This is a genomic window from candidate division KSB1 bacterium (assembly GCA_034521575.1).
Lineage (GTDB): Bacteria > Zhuqueibacterota > Zhuqueibacteria > Residuimicrobiales > Krinioviventaceae > JAXHMJ01.
Genome location: JAXHMJ010000005.1, coordinates 1372619 through 1387872, shown reverse-complemented (window position 1 = coordinate 1387872; position 15254 = coordinate 1372619). Strand labels below are relative to the sequence as shown.

Genomic DNA, 15254 nt, shown 5'->3' with positions numbered 1-15254 from the left:
TATGCTGATATACTATTGTGTGTCTTTTACCCGGTATCCTGCCTTTTCCACAGCCTGATACAGGTCTTGATCATCTACACCGGAGGAGTGCCGCACCGATACCACTTTTTTTGATAAATTCACCTGATAGGTTTCCACGCCTTTGACATTTTTTAAAGCGTTTTCAACCGTAGCCACACAGTTGTTGCAGGACATGTCCGGTACTGAAAAGACAGTCTGATTTTCGGAATCGGTTTCAGTCTCATCCACTGATTCTGAATTGCGCTTGCTGCGAATAAAGTTGGCGATGAGCAGGCCGGTCAAAAGCAGCGTCGAACCCACGGTCAGCCATAGCGGAAGCAAATGATCATGGATGTGTTCCGATATGGCCAGATTCAGATCATAAGCTCGCCACAGTGCGTCCAGGCCGAATCCAAGCGCAAGACTGGAAATAATCAAGCTGGTCAGATAGACAATGGTGGTGCGTTTGCCCAGGAAACGGCTGACCACTGTGATGCTGACAGAGTTTGTGGCTGGGCCGGCCAGTAGCAATACAAAAGCAGCGCCCGGATTTAATCCCTTGAGCATGAGAGCAGCTGCGATGGGAATGGAACCTGTAGCGCAGACGTACAACGGAACACTGATAACCAGCATCAGCAAAATGGTCTGCCAACCGGAGGTCAGGGTTTCGCTGAAAAAAGAATCCGGGATGGCATAGGTGATCACGCCGCCGATCAGGATACCGATTACCAGCCACTTGCCGATTTCCGACAACAGATCGAAAAAGGCGTAACGAAAGATCCGTACGATCCGATGATACAGCCCGACCTGTTCCTGATCTGGTTTCGGCTCATGCGACTCGGCGGGTGTGCCTTGTTTATCTGTATCCGTGAGATTGGTGAGAATACCCGAAAAAATTCCGGCTGTGAAACTCGCAATTACCCGGTAAACAGCGAAAAACGGTCCCAGCAGTGCATACGTGGCCATAATAGAATCAACACCTGTTGTGGGAGTGGCGATCAGAAAAGAGACCACAGAACCACGGCTGGCACCGGCTTTTTTCAATGTCATAGTCGGGGGAATGACGCCGCACGAACACAGGGGAAGCGGAATTCCGAATAATGCGGATTTGAACACGGAGCTCATGCGTTTTTTGCCCAGGTGAGCGGCTATTTTCTCCGTTGAGATGAATTCATGTAAAATTCCGGCGAAAAAAAAGCCAAACAACAGATAAGGAGCCATGTCCAGAAGCAGTTCAAAAGAATTGACCGCAATCCCTTTTATGGTATTTATGATTAAAGTAAAAATTCCTGCCATATAATCCTCACTTTGTTAATCCTGATTTTTCAATAGCTTCTTTAATGACGTCGGCCGAATGGTGTAGGGCTTTTTGCTCATCCTGAAGCAGAGGAAGAGCAATGCGTTTACCGACACCATTTCGGTTCAGCATGGTGGGAACACTCAAACAGACATCATTCATTCCCATATGCTGATTCATCAGGGTTGAAACGGTGAGGATTGAATTTTGGTTCCTCAATATTGCTTCGAGAATGGTTAGTGTCGCCAGTCCGATGGCGTGGTAAGTGGCGCCTTTTTTTTCAATCAAATGATAGGCGGCGCTTTTCACGTTATGAAATATTTGCTCGCGGATAGATTTGTCGCATTGCTGCTCACAGATGGAGCAATAATCGTCCAGTTGCACACCGCTGATATGCACGAGGCTCCAGGCGGCGACTTCGCTGTCGCCGTGTTCTCCAATGATATAGGCGTGCACGTTTCGGGAGTCTGTGCCGCAGTGTTGGCTCAGCAGGTAGCGGAATCTTGCGCTGTCGAGTGTGGTGCCGCTGCCCAGTACGCGATGCGGGGGCAGGTCTGAAAATTTAACGGCGGCATAGGTCAGCACATCCACCGGATTGGAAACCACCACCAGAATGGCGTCTTTGGTATATTTTGTAATATGAGGCACAATGGAGCTAAAGATATCGACATTTTTCTTGGTGAGATCCAACCGAGATTCGCCCGGTTTTTGCGCGGCTCCGGCGGTTATGACCACAATGTCCGCGTTTTCGCATTCGTTATAATCTCCGGCCCGGATCTGGGCCGGTTGCACATAAGGTAAACCGTGGCTGATATCTTCGGCCTGACCCTGCGCCAGATTCTCATTCTTGTCAATCAGCACGATTTCAGAGGCCAGGCCCCGAATCATTAAAGCATATGCAAATGTGGAACCCACTTGTCCGGCTCCCACAATACAAATTTTTGAGCTGGATTTCTCAATTATATTCATAGCGCTCCTCTATTGATAACGTAAAAAATGTCTTTTCTTGTGGTATTGTAACACAGGCGGGTAAAAAAATATTCGAAAAAACAGGGACAGGAGAATTGCAGGTGCAATTCTCCCGGGGGATGTTTATTTTACAAGACCGAGCTGTTTTCCGACTTTGTAAAAGATGTCTAAAACCTTGTCCAGTTCATCATCACTGTGTGTGGCCATATAACTGGTGCGCAGCAGGCCCCAGCCGGGAGGAACAGCCGGACTGATGGATGCATTGACAAAGATACCGGCTTCATACAGTGCTTTCCAGGCGGCAAAGGTATCTTCATCGCTGCCGATAATAATCGGGATAATGGGAGTTTGGGAATTCCCGGTGTTAAATCCCATGTCATCAAAGCCTTTTTTCATTTTCTCGGTCACGTTCCAGAGGCGGTCACGCCGTTCCGGTTCCTGTTCCAGAACATCCAGACAGGCCAATACAGTGGCCACGGCTGACGGCGGCGGGCTGGCCGAAAAGATGAGCGCACGGGATTCATGTTTTACAAAATCAATGACCTGCTTCGGCCCGGCAATAAAGCCGCCGATGGAAGCAAAAGATTTTGAAAAGGTTCCCATGGTGACATCGACTTTATCTTCCAGGCCAAAATGCTCGGCGGTACCGCGTCCGTGAGCGCCAAGCACGCCGACTGAATGCGCGTCGTCCATCATTACACGAACATTGTGCTTTTCCGCAACTTTGACCAGTTCCGGGAGATTAACGATATCCCCTCCCATGCTGAACACACCGTCGCTGATGATCAGAGCTGCTCGTCCGTCCAGATTGTTGGTCAGAACACGGTCCAAATCCTGCATGTCATTATGTTTATATTTTAAGGCTTTGCCGAATGCGAGGCGTGTGCCTTCCACAATGCTGGCATGATTTTCGGCATCTCCAACGACAAAGTCTTTGCGTCCGATGATAGTTGAAATAAAGCCCTGATTGGTTTGAAATCCGGTGGAAAACAACAGCACCGCCTCTTTTTGCATAAAGTCTGCTAAACGGTTTTCGAGCTCTTCGTGTAGAGAAAGTGTTCCGTTGAGAAAGCGAGACCCGGTACAGCCGGTACCGAAATTTTCGATGGCGTTGATTGCCGCTTCCTTGACTTTGGGATGCTGCGTCAGTCCCAGATAATTATTGGAACCGATCATGATCAACTCCTGGCCGTTGATCGTTACGCTTGTGTCTGCCCCCGATTCAATAGCTTTAAAATAGGGATACAAACCCTGTTCCGTTACTTGCTTTACACGTTCCAGCAAACTGCCTGAACACTTTTCAAAAAGATCCGCCAAAATAGTACTCCCGTTTTTATTATTCCGATAACTGGTTGTATGCTGTACTTGTATGTCCGAGAAATACAGGGTCTTATCATTTAAATAATATACTGATTTGTATTCATATTGTCAAGATGAAAGGTATTGCACTGTAAACTCGTAAACTACTAAACAAAGCATAGCCGGTTCAGAACACGTGAAATTGAGTCGTCCGCCGAAATAAAGAGTCCGGGATCAGCGCTGTGGAGGCTTCTCGGGTCTTTGTTTTTCGATGGAAAAGCGTTAAATTATAACCAGTAGATGTCAAGGAATAAAATTCTAACAGTAGAGGCGGATATGCGGGTACTTGTGACGGGCAGCAACGGATTTATCGGATCGGCGTTGTCGGAACAACTGTTAAAAGAAGCAGATGTGCGCTGTTTAATACGCAAAACAAGCAACACGCGATGGATTCGCGATCTGGATGTGGAATTTGTCTACGCGGACCTGCGTTATCCGGAAACTCTGGCGGACGCTGTTCGGGATGTGGATGTGGTGTATCATACGGGAGGCGTGACCAAGGGTCGCAAAGAGGAAGACTATATGCTGGGTAATTACCAAACGACGGTTAATTTGCTGGAGGCGTCGAGACAATACGGCCCTGATCACCAGAAAATTGTTATGGTGTCCAGTCAAGCCGCCGGGGGGGCCGCCGTTGACGGTCGCCCGCGCATTGAAACCGATCCGCCGGAACCGGTGTCCCGGTACGGGCGTTCGAAATTAAAGGCGGAACAAGTCTTGCTGGGGCAATCCGACCGCCCTGCGGTGGTGATCCGACCGCCTTCTGTTTATGGCCCTCGGGACAAGGATTTTTACATCATGTTCCGTCAAATCAAGCGAGGTCTGGTGCCGATTGCAGGATTGGGGCGGCAGACTTTGAGTCTGGTTTACGTTTCCGATCTGGTGGAGGGTATCATGCGCGCGGGAAACAGCCCGAATGCCGATCATCAGATTTATTATATCAGCGGTAACGGGGTTTATACCTGGAAGACGCTGACACGGGCGATGCAGCAGAGTATGGGCAGGATGGCTCTTCGACTCTACATTCCCAAGTTTTTAGTCACAGCCGTGGCATGGGTCAGCGAGGCGAGCGCCATAGTGACGGACAAACCGGCGCTTTTAAATCGCGACAAGATTCGGGAGATGAAACAATCCGCCTGGGTGTGCAGCAATGAAAAAGCAAAACAGGAACTCGGATTTGAACCGGGAATCGATATTAACCAAGGATTTCAACGAACAGCGGACTGGTATAAACAGGTCGGCTGGCTATAAATTAAAAAGGATATTTTATGCATAATGGAAGCTATGATGAATTGTCGATACTGGAACAAATGTTCCAGTTTATTATCCCAAAATATCATGAAGCGCATGATATTATGACCTCTATGCTGGATCAGCAATCATCCGCGGAATTGCGAATTGCCGATCTGGGCAGCGGATTCGGGGATTTGAGTCAGAGAATGATGGACCTGTTTCCCAACAGCATGGTGTTTGGAATTGAGCGTGAACCGGCTATTTTACAGCGCGCCATGCAAAAGCTGGAATCGTATTCTGACCGGTTCATCCCTGAAAATCGGGATTTGAACAACAACGCGTGGATGCATGAGCTGGAACGGATTGATGCGGTGGTATCATCTTTTACGCTTGATTACCTGACCACCGACCGTCACCAGCAAGTGGTTCAGGAAGCTTATGACCTGCTGTCGGAGAACGGCCGATGGATTTCCTGCGAATTTTTCCGCTCTCAAGATAACCGGATCAACCGCGTGTTCCATGACCTGGAGATGAAATTCATTCAAAAAGCGATTTCGGACGGTAAGGTGAGCCAGGAACAGGTTGAACAGCTCAGTCAATCCACAATTCTGCGCAATCCGCACCATGTCTGTACGGTAGAAGAAAAAATCGAGTGGTTGAGCCGGGCGGGATTTCGATCGGTTGATATCCCCTGGAAATTTTTAAATTTGGCTGTGGTTAGCGGTGTCAAATGAGTTTTAAAGCTTTGATTCGTATGCTGGAACGTCTTTGCGGCAATATGCTGTGAAATAGAATGCCGATCATTTGTGTTGATATGCTTATATTAGATCCCGTTAATATTTCCGTTCCATTTACAGCTTTTTGACAGTTTCAGGGAGACACTATGAGTTCTGTACGATCTATCAAAAGTGTTAAAAAGTATTCCCACCACCCAAGGCGCCGGTGTACACCTGAAACGCGTATTCGGATACCATCAGAAACCGATGTTTGATCCGTTTCTCTTGCTAAATGATTTCGGCTCTGGATTATCTTGCCGGATATTTCGATTCCGAGCGCGATCCCTATAAATTTGAGCGGCAAGGGGAAAACTATTTTGATTTTGAACGTGATTGCCGGTTCGCGGCGAGCACCCTGGTGATGTACGGTGATGGTGATATGATTCAGGTAGAGGCTGCTGATCATGGTGTGCGTTTCATGCTGGTATCCGGCGCTCCGCTCAATGAACCAGTGGCCTGGGCCGGACCAATTGTCATGAACACGCATCAGGAACTGCGCATTGCATTCGATGAATTTCACGCGGGGACATTTGTAAAGCAATAATAAACAACAGAACGATTCAATTCTTTTGTGTGCTGAATAATGCTTTTACTCGATTGATCGCGAAATGAATCGGTCTGTCGAGTTTATCTGTCTGATTACTGTTTTCTCTATAATAAATTGAGCTTTGAAAAGAAAGAATTTGCAATTTCAATGGTTGTAACTTACATTAGTTGTATCTTACAAACAAGAGGTGTTATGAATACTTTTGAATTGCAGTTGCTGCGAAGATATATCCGCATTTTGGAACGTCATGTTGATCAGCAGTTGAAAAATCATAAAGGGTGCTGTGGAGTTTCTCTGGCACAATGCCATGCTCTGGTAGAGCTGGACGTGCATGATAAATGCACAGTCACAGCACTGGCTGAACGTTTAAATCTGGATAAAAGCACGGCAAGTCGAACGGTCGAGAATCTGGTGCAGCGGGATTTGGTGACTCGTTTTTCTGATCCAAATGACAGGCGTTTTTACAAAATTGCGCTTTCAGAAAACGGTAAATCCTTTGTTGACAGTATTAATTTTTTCTGTAATGAGATGTATGAAACGGTGTGCTGTGGTATGATGCCGGATGAGCAACAAACCGTGCTCGAGGGGCTGCGGCTGTTGACGGAAGCGATTCAAAAGAAACAAAATTCCGGAGGTCTGGATGAAAAATGCAGAGGCTAATTTTAAAGAGCGGAAAAACAAATCTGCTGGTGAACCGTCTTTTGTTCTTCGCCAAACACAGAGTCAGATCGGGATTGTACCGATCGTCTCAACCCAATGGGGATGGCGGGAGAGGCTCGGGGCGTGGAAGGTGCGCTGGGGTATTAAGCGAATGAAATATGCAGTCCAGCCTGGAATTTACGGCGTGGGAGAACCGGATGCCGATTCTCCGGTTCTGGTGACCTCTAATTATAAACTGACGTTCGACACGTTGCGGCGGGAACTGGAAAACGTGAATGCGTGGATTCTGGTTCTGGATACACACGCTATCAATGTTTGGTGTGCTGCCGGTAAAGGCACGTTCGGCACTGACGCGCTGATCTCGCAAATACACCGCTTTAAACTGAGCTCGCTTGTCAATCACCGGACCGTCATTGTTCCGCAGCTTGGTGCGGTCGGAGTTGCAGCTCATTCGGTTCGCAAGCAAACCGGTTTTCGGGTAAAGTACGGGCCTGTTTATGCTGATGATGTTGAGATATTTCTCGAAAACGGTATGAAAGCCACTACTGATATGCGCCGGGTCCATTTTACTTTGGCGGAACGTCTCGTTTTGGTGCCTATGGAATTCATACCCGCACTCAAGTGGTTTGCACTGATTGTTCTGTTTTTCACCAGCTTGAATGTGTTGGCGCATGGTTCTCTGTTACCGGATTTATTCATAGTATTTATGCCCTATGTTGCTGCTTTGCTCATTGGCACGGTACTGGTTCCGGTCTTGCTGCCGTGGATTCCGTTTCGATCGTTTGCGCTCAAAGGCGCGTTTGTTTCTGTGATATTTGTATTGGTCTGGGACAATTGGTTCCCAACTGATCTTCAGACACGGCTGATTCACCTGCTGCTTATTCCGGCTCTGGGGTCTTATTTGGCTGTGAATTTCACCGGCTCTACTCCACTGACATCCTTATCCGGAGTTCAAAAGGAATTGAGAACAGGTATTCCGGCGATGATTTCTGCGGCGGTTTTGGGATGTTTACTCTATGGTATTTTTCTTTTTATTTGAGAGGTAACGATGAATTATTTACGAAATGTCACAACCCTGCAAATTGATTCTCAGCGATGCACAGCATGCGGAATGTGCACTACAGTTTGTCCGAGAAATGTACTGCATGTGGAGGATACGGTAAAAATTCAGGATCCGGACGCATGTATTGAATGTGGCGCTTGTCAGATGAATTGCGTGTACGGTGCTATTTCTGTCAACAGCGGAGTTGGATGTGCCGCTGCGGTTATCAATGGAATGATTCGGGGGACAGAGCCGAATTGCGGTTGCGGCGATAGTGGGGAGTGCTGTTGCTGAGCACAGCTTTGAGACTGCTGTCTGCACGGTGAATTCCGCTGATTCGATTCATCGGCTAAAAGTTTTTGATTGAATCAATATCGGATCCTGAGGATCAATGTTAAGCTGATCCTGCAGAGTCGGTGGGAATGAGCGATAAAACAGTGAGGCCTGAATGCGGTCCACCAGAGTATCGGGGATGACATACTCGAACTGCCGCGTTTCGTCCGGCTGCAGCCGGTGATCAAAGACGACTGTCGGGCCTGGGTGGGGATGCAGGGTGCATTCCCCTGTTCATCACTGAGCACTCGCATAAACAGCGCGTCCGGGTCTTCGTTCAGGGAATTGGTTTTGTAATTGCTCCATAATACAGAATCTTGTTCTGATGTTGCTGTTATCTTTAAGTAAACCGCTCGAAGCGGGGAGCCGGTGGGCAGGGCGTGCCCGACGCTCTGGTTGGTTACGCTCAGACTCAACACCGTATTATTGTCACGGAATTTCAGTTCTCCGTTCAGCGTGGCGCAGTCATACAACATACGCGGAGTCGAGCCGCCGTAAAATACATGCGAATAAATATTTTGCCGCCATTTGCCCAGTTCAGCGCTCTTGCCCGCCCGTTTGGGCATGTGGCAATCCTGACAGGTGACACCGGCTTTGTAAAATGAGCTGTTTTTATACTCGGATTCGGTTGAACAGGTGATCAGCGATTCGGTTCCGACATCATGATGGCAGCTGATGCAGGCGGAGGATGAACTCAGGGCTTGCGAGTATTCGTGTTCATGAACAGAAGGGACGGCGTCCTCATAAGGCCCGTATTTGACATTTTCCGGGCCCAGCACATAATGATGACGTGAGGATTCCCGCCAGTTGACGGCATGGCACATATCGCAGGTGACGCCTTCTTTTGCAATGTCCTTTGCCAGTGTAGCCGGGATATCAAGATGTCTAACCGGTTCATGACAGCGGCTGCAGCGGGTTCGACGTTCAGATTCAGGAGGCAGGGTGTTCAGGACAGCCTGATACAGCGGGTCTGTTGCGGAACCGGAATGACTGGACTGTTGCCACTGAACAAAATTGCGATGATGGCATTCACCGCAGGTTTCTGCTGATTTGATGACCTGTCCCCAAACCGCAGAGCCCGTCACTATGATCAGGGCAACAATCATGTTCTTCATTTCAACCTCGAGTCAGTTATCGCTCTCTGCGTTGTTCAACGGCCTTCCAAACTTCATCAACCAAAATCAGGCCGATCACCGCGCCCAACGCAATATTCAAAATGGGACTGCTTTGCAGAGGGCAGGTTCCGGTCTGACATCCAACCAGTCGGAAATACAAATATCCCAGTCCCGCACCAAACAGCAGTCCGCCGCCGTATCGGATCCAGTCTTTCATAGAGCACTCCTTTTATGATACGCGGCAGACTGAAAGTATAAAGTCCACCGCTAAAAATCAAGTTCAAAACGCTGTTTTGAATAAATAATTTCAGTCGATTTTCTGCTCAGCGATAGGTTCGGTCTCGGTTTCTTTGCGCTGCCGCGGTGTGCGGCAATGACCGGACATGCAGGTGGGGACACCCAGCGCAGGAAGAACATACCTTGCCAGCACTATCCAGCCCGCAAATATCAGCAACAGCTCTAAAATATCGTTCATACATCTCCTCTTGGTAGTGATCGGTATGGTTCGTTATGTAGGTATTAGATGAGCAGAGATGAAAAAAGTTTCAAAAAAGCGACAGGGTTTCGCCGGGTTCCGGTTGAGAGATAGATAAAAGTTCGGGAAAGGTGCGCTTTAAATCCGGGGGTACAGAAATGTTGCGTTCTTCGAGAATGGCCTTCATCTGCAGCGCATTGACGACGGCCTGTCCGCGAAAGTGATTGTTAAATACCACAAATGTTTTTGTGCTCGAGTCCCGGACCAATTTTACGAGCTTTGCCCACTGGTTCAGAGTCCGGTCATCATACAGGTAATCATAGCGGGCGTCGCGGCCGGCGCCTTGTTCAAACCAGGTTTTGTAATTGCGGCCATGCAGGCGGCAATAGCCGACAGGGGCGGTGACGTTGGCAGAGGGTTCAATGGATTTGCCGATCACCGGCTGGTCGATATTGACAAAAGCCGCATTGTGTTCCTGTAATGTCTGAAAAACCGGCTCGCACTGCCAGCTTTTATGGCGGAATTCCACAGCCGGCTGATATTCGGAAAACCGGTTCAGGAGTTTGATCAGATGATCCAGGTTGGCTTTGCTGTATTTGAAGCGCCAGGGGAACTGAAGCAGCAGCGCGCCGATTTGATCCTGTTCCACGAGCGGCCGAATGGAGGTCTTGAACGCTTGCGTATCCTGTTTGTCGGGCATGTTGCTCGAATGGGTATACTGCTTTCCCAGTTTGACGCAGAACTGAAAATCATGTTCTTTTACTTTGGATGACCATTTCCGAACATACTCTATCGGCGGGATGCGGTAAAACGTGACATTGAGTTCGATCATATTGAAATACCGGGACAGATACTCTAATTCAGAGAAACCGGAGGGACGTCGCGATGGATACACCACGCCGCGCCAGTCCGGGTAACTCCAGCCCGCGGGACCGATATAGAGAGTTGATTGATTTGCCATGGTAACCTCTAAATAAAGTCATGGTCAATGAACGCATAATGATCATTTTCGATCTTGCGATCCTTGAACCGGTCCGCGTCGATTTTGTACTTTGATATTTTATACCCGATAATGCGCTCTGTAGTGCCTAATAGACGCGCCGCCTTTGCGCGATTGCCATGTGCGGTTTTCAGCGCATCCTGTATCAATTCCTTTTCGTAAGAGGCCACGGCATCTTTGAGGGACAGATGCGGAGTGGTGCCGCTGCTTTCCGCAGTCTGAAGTGTCGGTGGCAGATGATAACTGTGAATGACCTGATCGTCGCAGACCAGAACGGCGCGTTCGATACAATTTTCCAGTTCACGGACATTGCCCGGCCAATGGTATTGACGCAGCATATCGATGGCCGGTGTGGAGATGCGTTTGATGGCTTTACCGTGTTTGCGGCCGTATTTGAGCATAAAATGATCCGCCAACAGCAGTACATCGGTGCGCCGCTCGCGCAGTGACGGCAAAAAGATTGAAAACACGTTCAGGCGATAGTAAAGGTCTTCGCGAAAGGTGCCGTCGGAAATGCGTGTTTCCAGATCCGAATTGGTCGCCGCGATGACTCTGACATCAACTTTGACAGGCTGAGTTCCGCCGACCCGTTCGAATTCCTGTTCCTGCAGCACGCGCAGCAGCTTGACCTGTGTCATGGGAGAGAGATCGCCGATCTCATCCAGAAAGATCGTGCCGCCGTGCGCGAGCTCGAAGCGGCCTTTTTTTTGTGTTTTGGCGTCGGTGAATGCGCCTTTTTCATGTCCGAAAAATTCTGTTTCGATCAGGGTTTCCGGGATAGCCGCACAATTGACGCGCACAAACGGGTTTTCGCTGCGCAGCGAATTGTAATGAATCGCCTGCGCGATCAATTCCTTGCCGGTCCCGGACTCTCCACGGATCAGCACCGTCGTGTCCGCGCGAGCCACCTGGGTGACTTTGTCGTAGACCTCGCGCATTTCGTGACTGTTTCCGATGATATTGCTGAACCGGAATTCGTCCTTGAGCTGTTCCTGCAGTTTATTGGACTCGCTCAGCAATTTTTGCCGTTCCTCCTGACGCACTTGCTCCAGTCGGATGGACTGAACCAGGGCGGAGGCAACCAGTGACAGAAATTTTTTTGCACTTTCATAGTTCCGATTCGCAGCATAGGGCAGATTGACAATGATCACGCCCAGGGTATCATAGTCCAGGTTGATCGGAATGCCTATAAAAGTGAGTTCCGGATTCTTTTTAGAGTCCCATGAGCTCAAACGGTTCAAAAACAGCGGCTCTTTGCTCACCTGCGGCGCCACAATGGGTTTACCGGTTTCAGCAATCCGGCCGGTGAGACCTTCGCCGAGCACATATTTGACTTTGGCGTATTCATCGCGATACCCGACGGAAGCGGCCATGGACAGGGTTTTTCCATCGTTTTCCGATAAAAAGATGGCGCCGGATTTGACCTGGTAGGAGCGCTGTAATATTTTAAGCGTTGCGCGCAAGGACTCTTTGAGATTAAAGGTGCGACTGATGGCCTGATTAATTTCGACCAGCATTTCCAATTCTTTTAGATGGGTTTGGGGTAACTCTTTTTCCGGGCTGACTGCGGCCATGTCTATTTCCTTTATGTAGTTGTCCGGTCTGCTCGATGTCGATGATCGATCACCTAAAACCGGAGCTTGTTAATGGTACAAAAATGTTTATAGCGCTTTCAAAGTTACAATAATGTAGAAAACAATGCAACAAGTTTTTTGCAAAATTGACTGCAAATTCGGCTTTTTTGCCTGTTTTTACATTTATTCTCACTTGACGGGATTTATTTTGTGTGCATGTCTTTGCTGGTGTGTCGGGTTGTGTTGACAAGAGGGCTGTTAGGGGGTGATTGCGGACTGTGATGCATTGATTTCGACAAAAATGTATCTAATAAAGCGGCTTTTTACAAAAATGTCAGCGATGACTTTATGGGATGGGGTTTAAGTGCATTAAAAACAATACTATAAAAATATTATAATTTCTGGTACATGCCTTGCATGTGCAGAGGCAAGCGGCAGTCAATAAACCACTAATAGAAAGGAGACGTTATGAAACTGATTATCGCTTATGTTCAGCCGGAACGGTTGAATGCCGTAAAGCAGGCGCTTTATGAGCGCCAAGTCTTCAAGATGTCCATCACCAATGCATTGGGGTGTGGACAGCAGCGTGGATATCATGAAACCTATCGCGGCGCTGATATTGAAGTGAATTTGTTGAAAAAAATTCGTATTGAAATTGCGGTAAATGAAGATTTTGTTCAGGCGGCTACCGAAGGTGTTATTGAGGGAGCGCGTACCGGAAATATCGGCGACGGCAAAATATTCATCCAGGATCTGGCAGATTGTATTCGGATCCGTACCGGTGAAACAGGACATGATGCAATAGGATAAAACAGAAAGGAGATAGACTCATGAAGAATAAAATGATTGGGCCCGGTGTGCCGGCATTTGTCCTTTTGCTGCCGGCCCTTGCTTTTGCGCAGGACGCCACCCCGACTGCTGTTGAGATGCTTCAGAATAATATCAATACTGTATGGACGGTTGTGGCCGCCTTTTTGGTGTTTTTTATGCAGGCGGGATTTGCCATGGTTGAAAGCGGTTTTACCCGCGCAAAGAACACGGTTAATATTATGATGAAAAATCTGATGGATTTTTCCATCGGTTCGGTTGCCTTTTTTATGCTGGGATTTGGACTGATGTTCGGGAGTACAAACGGGTTTTTCGGGACCTCGGAATTTATGATGCTCGGCATTAATGTCACCGGCGCCGACTGGGCCTGGACGTTTTTGATTTTCCAGACTGTGTTTGCCGGGACTGCAGCTACCATCGTGTCCGGCGCCATGGCGGAACGCACAAAGTTTACCGGCTATCTGCTTTACAGCGTTTTTATTTGTGCGCTCATTTATCCGATTTTCGGGTCATGGGCCTGGGGCAGTCTGTTCAACGGCGGCGGTTGGCTTGAGAAGATCGGTTTTGTTGATTTTGCCGGTTCTACGGTTGTGCACTCGATTGGCGGCTGGCTGGCTCTGGCCGGTGCTATTGTACTCGGTCCGCGGATCGGAAAATTCGGTCCGGATAAAAAACCGCGCGCCATTCCGGGCCATAATATTGCTCTGGCTGCGCTGGGTGTGTTTATTCTCTGGTTTGGCTGGTTTGGATTTAATCCGGGTTCGACAACGCTGGGTGACGGCGAGATCGGCCGTGTCGCTGTGACCACCAATCTGGCGGCAGCCGCCGGCGCGATTGCCGCATTGTTTACGTCATGGCTTTCCGGCGGTAAACCGGACGGATCCATGGCGCTGAACGGCGCTCTCGCCGGACTGGTCGGAATCACCGCCGGCTGTTATACGGTATCTCCGCTGGGATCGTTGGCCATTGGATTTGTTGCCGGTGTGATTGTGGTGTATAGCGTGTACTTTATCGAACGCAAATTAAAAGTGGATGACCCGGTCGGTGCGGTCAGTGTGCACGGTGTCTGCGGCGCCTGGGGCACTCTGGCCGTGGGATTGTTCAATGTGAAAGGCGGACTGTTCTACGGCGACGGATTCGGTCTGCTGGGTATTCAGGCGATCGGTGTGCTGGCCGGATTTGTCTGGGCATTCGGGACAGGAATGATCCTGTTTACCCTGATTAAAAAGACCGCCGGACTGCGTGTCAGTGAAAAAGAAGAACTGGAAGGCCTGGATATTGGTGAGCATGGTATGGAAGCCTACAGCGGATTCCAGATTTTTATCACACAGTAATTCAAATTAACTTTTAATGATGGAGGAAACAATGAAAAACAATAGCATTCTGATTCTTTTAATGCTGGTCCTGTTGACCGGCTCTGCGTTGGCGGTTGAGTTCAGCGGTGATGTGACCGGAGTGAGTACGTATGTGTGGCGCGGTGTAAAGCAGTTTGACGGTGTGGCCATGCAGGGAACCGCCGGTCTGACGTCCGGTCCGGTGACCGTAGGCTTCTGGTCATCCACAATGCACGGTCCCATGGAAGTGGAAACGGATCCATTTGTCCAAGTGAGTCTGCCTGCAGGTGAAATTTCAACGGCAGTGGGCGCCACTTTGTACAGCTATGATTTTTTCGCAAAATCTGAATACAATGTTTATGAAGTCTATGGCGCGCTTGCATACGGCGCCGCGGGTGTTACATTCTTTTATACGCCGGAGCAGGAAAATATGGATGAAAGCGTTTACTGGCTGGAAGTTTCCGGCGGAAGCACGCTGCTGGGCGCGGATGTCGGCGCCACGCTGGGTTATGGAACTTATTCCAGCTCGACCGATGATGCGGTTACAACTCTGACCTTGTCCGCCGGCAAGTCCGTATCTGACAATGTAGCAGTCAGCTGGAACTATTCGATCGGCGTGTCTGATGACGATAACCTGGAAAATATCTTTTTCATGACAGCCGGGTACAGTTTTTAGGCTTACAAAAATGTAATAAAACAATGCAAGAATTTC

At 48.8% G+C, this 15254-nt stretch carries 17 protein-coding genes; 9 read left to right on the top strand and 8 right to left on the bottom strand.

The window, feature by feature from the left end; genetic code table 11:
* Positions 1-12: 12 nt before the first annotated feature.
* The 3 genes from U5R06_19270 to U5R06_19260 all read right to left on the bottom strand — a co-directional run bounded on the left by U5R06_19270 (position 13) and on the right by U5R06_19260 (position 3583).
* Positions 13-1296 carry a permease gene (locus tag U5R06_19270; GenBank protein MDZ7724885.1) on the bottom strand — a complete coding sequence of 428 codons (1284 nt, stop codon included), beginning with the start codon at positions 1294-1296 and terminating at the stop codon, positions 13-15.
* A gap of 7 nt (positions 1297-1303) precedes the next feature.
* Positions 1304-2266, bottom strand: coding sequence for an L-lactate dehydrogenase (locus U5R06_19265; protein ID MDZ7724884.1), 963 nt, complete (start codon positions 2264-2266; stop codon positions 1304-1306).
* 123 nt (positions 2267-2389) lie between these two features.
* Positions 2390-3583, bottom strand: a complete 1194-nt coding sequence (locus tag U5R06_19260; protein ID MDZ7724883.1) for a pyridoxal phosphate-dependent aminotransferase family protein — start codon at positions 3581-3583, stop codon at positions 2390-2392.
* Between the two features lie 318 nt (positions 3584-3901).
* Between U5R06_19260 and U5R06_19255 the strand changes: the two genes are divergently transcribed.
* From U5R06_19255 to hgcB, 6 genes are all read left to right on the top strand, one after another.
* On the top strand, positions 3902-4876 hold the full coding sequence (locus U5R06_19255; GenBank protein MDZ7724882.1) for an NAD(P)-dependent oxidoreductase: 975 nt from the start codon (positions 3902-3904) through the stop codon (positions 4874-4876).
* 17 nt (positions 4877-4893) lie between these two features.
* The gene (locus U5R06_19250) at positions 4894-5592 is read left to right on the top strand and encodes a methyltransferase domain-containing protein (protein ID MDZ7724881.1); all 699 of its coding nucleotides are present in this window, start codon (positions 4894-4896) and stop codon (positions 5590-5592) included.
* A gap of 274 nt (positions 5593-5866) precedes the next feature.
* On the top strand, positions 5867-6178 hold the full coding sequence (locus U5R06_19245; protein MDZ7724880.1) for a pirin-like C-terminal cupin domain-containing protein: 312 nt from the start codon (positions 5867-5869) through the stop codon (positions 6176-6178).
* 195 nt (positions 6179-6373) lie between these two features.
* On the top strand, positions 6374-6841 hold the full coding sequence (locus tag U5R06_19240) for a MarR family winged helix-turn-helix transcriptional regulator (GenBank protein ID MDZ7724879.1): 468 nt from the start codon (positions 6374-6376) through the stop codon (positions 6839-6841).
* Entirely contained in the window at positions 6822-7880 is a 1059-nt protein-coding gene (gene hgcA / locus U5R06_19235) for a mercury methylation corrinoid protein HgcA (GenBank protein ID MDZ7724878.1), read from the top strand. The genes U5R06_19240 and hgcA overlap by 20 nt, the downstream gene beginning before the upstream one ends.
* 9 nt (positions 7881-7889) lie before the next feature.
* A complete protein-coding gene (gene hgcB, locus U5R06_19230; GenBank protein MDZ7724877.1) occupies positions 7890-8177 on the top strand; it encodes a mercury methylation ferredoxin HgcB in 288 nt (95 codons plus the stop codon).
* A 74-nt stretch (positions 8178-8251) separates the two neighbouring features.
* Here hgcB and U5R06_19225 read toward each other — a convergent pair whose 3' ends face one another.
* The 5 genes from U5R06_19225 to U5R06_19205 all read right to left on the bottom strand — a co-directional run bounded on the left by U5R06_19225 (position 8252) and on the right by U5R06_19205 (position 12380).
* A complete protein-coding gene (locus U5R06_19225; GenBank protein ID MDZ7724876.1) occupies positions 8252-9331 on the bottom strand; it encodes a multiheme c-type cytochrome in 1080 nt (359 codons plus the stop codon).
* Positions 9332-9347: 16 nt separating this feature from the next.
* Positions 9348-9548 (bottom strand): hypothetical protein, encoded by a 201-nt coding sequence (locus U5R06_19220; protein ID MDZ7724875.1) that lies wholly within the window; start codon positions 9546-9548, stop codon positions 9348-9350.
* Between the two features lie 90 nt (positions 9549-9638).
* Positions 9639-9806: a hypothetical protein gene (locus tag U5R06_19215; protein MDZ7724874.1), complete on the bottom strand. Its 168-nt coding sequence runs from the start codon at positions 9804-9806 to the stop codon at positions 9639-9641.
* Between the two features lie 70 nt (positions 9807-9876).
* The gene (locus tag U5R06_19210; protein MDZ7724873.1) at positions 9877-10767 is read right to left on the bottom strand and encodes a DUF72 domain-containing protein; all 891 of its coding nucleotides are present in this window, start codon (positions 10765-10767) and stop codon (positions 9877-9879) included.
* Positions 10768-10775: 8 nt separating this feature from the next.
* The gene (locus U5R06_19205) at positions 10776-12380 is read right to left on the bottom strand and encodes a sigma 54-interacting transcriptional regulator (protein ID MDZ7724872.1); all 1605 of its coding nucleotides are present in this window, start codon (positions 12378-12380) and stop codon (positions 10776-10778) included.
* 468 nt (positions 12381-12848) lie between these two features.
* On the opposite strand from U5R06_19205, the gene U5R06_19200 reads away from it, so the two are divergent.
* The 3 genes from U5R06_19200 to U5R06_19190 are packed head-to-tail and all read left to right on the top strand — an operon-like array spanning position 12849 to position 15218.
* Positions 12849-13190, top strand: coding sequence for a P-II family nitrogen regulator (locus U5R06_19200; GenBank protein ID MDZ7724871.1), 342 nt, complete (start codon positions 12849-12851; stop codon positions 13188-13190).
* 20 nt (positions 13191-13210) lie between these two features.
* Entirely contained in the window at positions 13211-14542 is a 1332-nt protein-coding gene (locus U5R06_19195) for an ammonium transporter (protein MDZ7724870.1), read from the top strand.
* A 31-nt stretch (positions 14543-14573) separates the two neighbouring features.
* A complete protein-coding gene (locus U5R06_19190) occupies positions 14574-15218 on the top strand; it encodes a hypothetical protein (protein ID MDZ7724869.1) in 645 nt (214 codons plus the stop codon).
* The last annotated feature ends 36 nt before the right edge of the window (positions 15219-15254 follow it).

Bases quoted from the DNA above. Each gene is read 5' to 3' on its own strand.
- U5R06_19270 (MDZ7724885.1), bottom strand. From the start codon at position 1,296: ATGGCAGGAATTTTTACTTTAATCATAAATACCATAAAAGGGATTGCG.
- U5R06_19265 (MDZ7724884.1), bottom strand. From the start codon at position 2,266: ATGAATATAATTGAGAAATCCAGCTCAAAAATTTGTATTGTGGGAGCC.
- U5R06_19255 (MDZ7724882.1), top strand. From the start codon at position 3,902: ATGCGGGTACTTGTGACGGGCAGCAACGGATTTATCGGATCGGCGTTG.
- U5R06_19250 (MDZ7724881.1), top strand. From the start codon at position 4,894: ATGCATAATGGAAGCTATGATGAATTGTCGATACTGGAACAAATGTTC.
- U5R06_19245 (MDZ7724880.1), top strand. From the start codon at position 5,867: ATGATTTCGGCTCTGGATTATCTTGCCGGATATTTCGATTCCGAGCGC.
- U5R06_19240 (MDZ7724879.1), top strand. From the start codon at position 6,374: ATGAATACTTTTGAATTGCAGTTGCTGCGAAGATATATCCGCATTTTG.
- hgcA (MDZ7724878.1), top strand. From the start codon at position 6,822: ATGAAAAATGCAGAGGCTAATTTTAAAGAGCGGAAAAACAAATCTGCT.
- hgcB (MDZ7724877.1), top strand. From the start codon at position 7,890: ATGAATTATTTACGAAATGTCACAACCCTGCAAATTGATTCTCAGCGA.
- U5R06_19225 (MDZ7724876.1), bottom strand. From the start codon at position 9,331: ATGAAGAACATGATTGTTGCCCTGATCATAGTGACGGGCTCTGCGGTT.
- U5R06_19220 (MDZ7724875.1), bottom strand. From the start codon at position 9,548: ATGAAAGACTGGATCCGATACGGCGGCGGACTGCTGTTTGGTGCGGGA.
- U5R06_19215 (MDZ7724874.1), bottom strand. From the start codon at position 9,806: ATGAACGATATTTTAGAGCTGTTGCTGATATTTGCGGGCTGGATAGTG.
- U5R06_19210 (MDZ7724873.1), bottom strand. From the start codon at position 10,767: ATGGCAAATCAATCAACTCTCTATATCGGTCCCGCGGGCTGGAGTTAC.
- U5R06_19205 (MDZ7724872.1), bottom strand. From the start codon at position 12,380: ATGGCCGCAGTCAGCCCGGAAAAAGAGTTACCCCAAACCCATCTAAAA.
- U5R06_19200 (MDZ7724871.1), top strand. From the start codon at position 12,849: ATGAAACTGATTATCGCTTATGTTCAGCCGGAACGGTTGAATGCCGTA.
- U5R06_19195 (MDZ7724870.1), top strand. From the start codon at position 13,211: ATGAAGAATAAAATGATTGGGCCCGGTGTGCCGGCATTTGTCCTTTTG.
- U5R06_19190 (MDZ7724869.1), top strand. From the start codon at position 14,574: ATGAAAAACAATAGCATTCTGATTCTTTTAATGCTGGTCCTGTTGACC.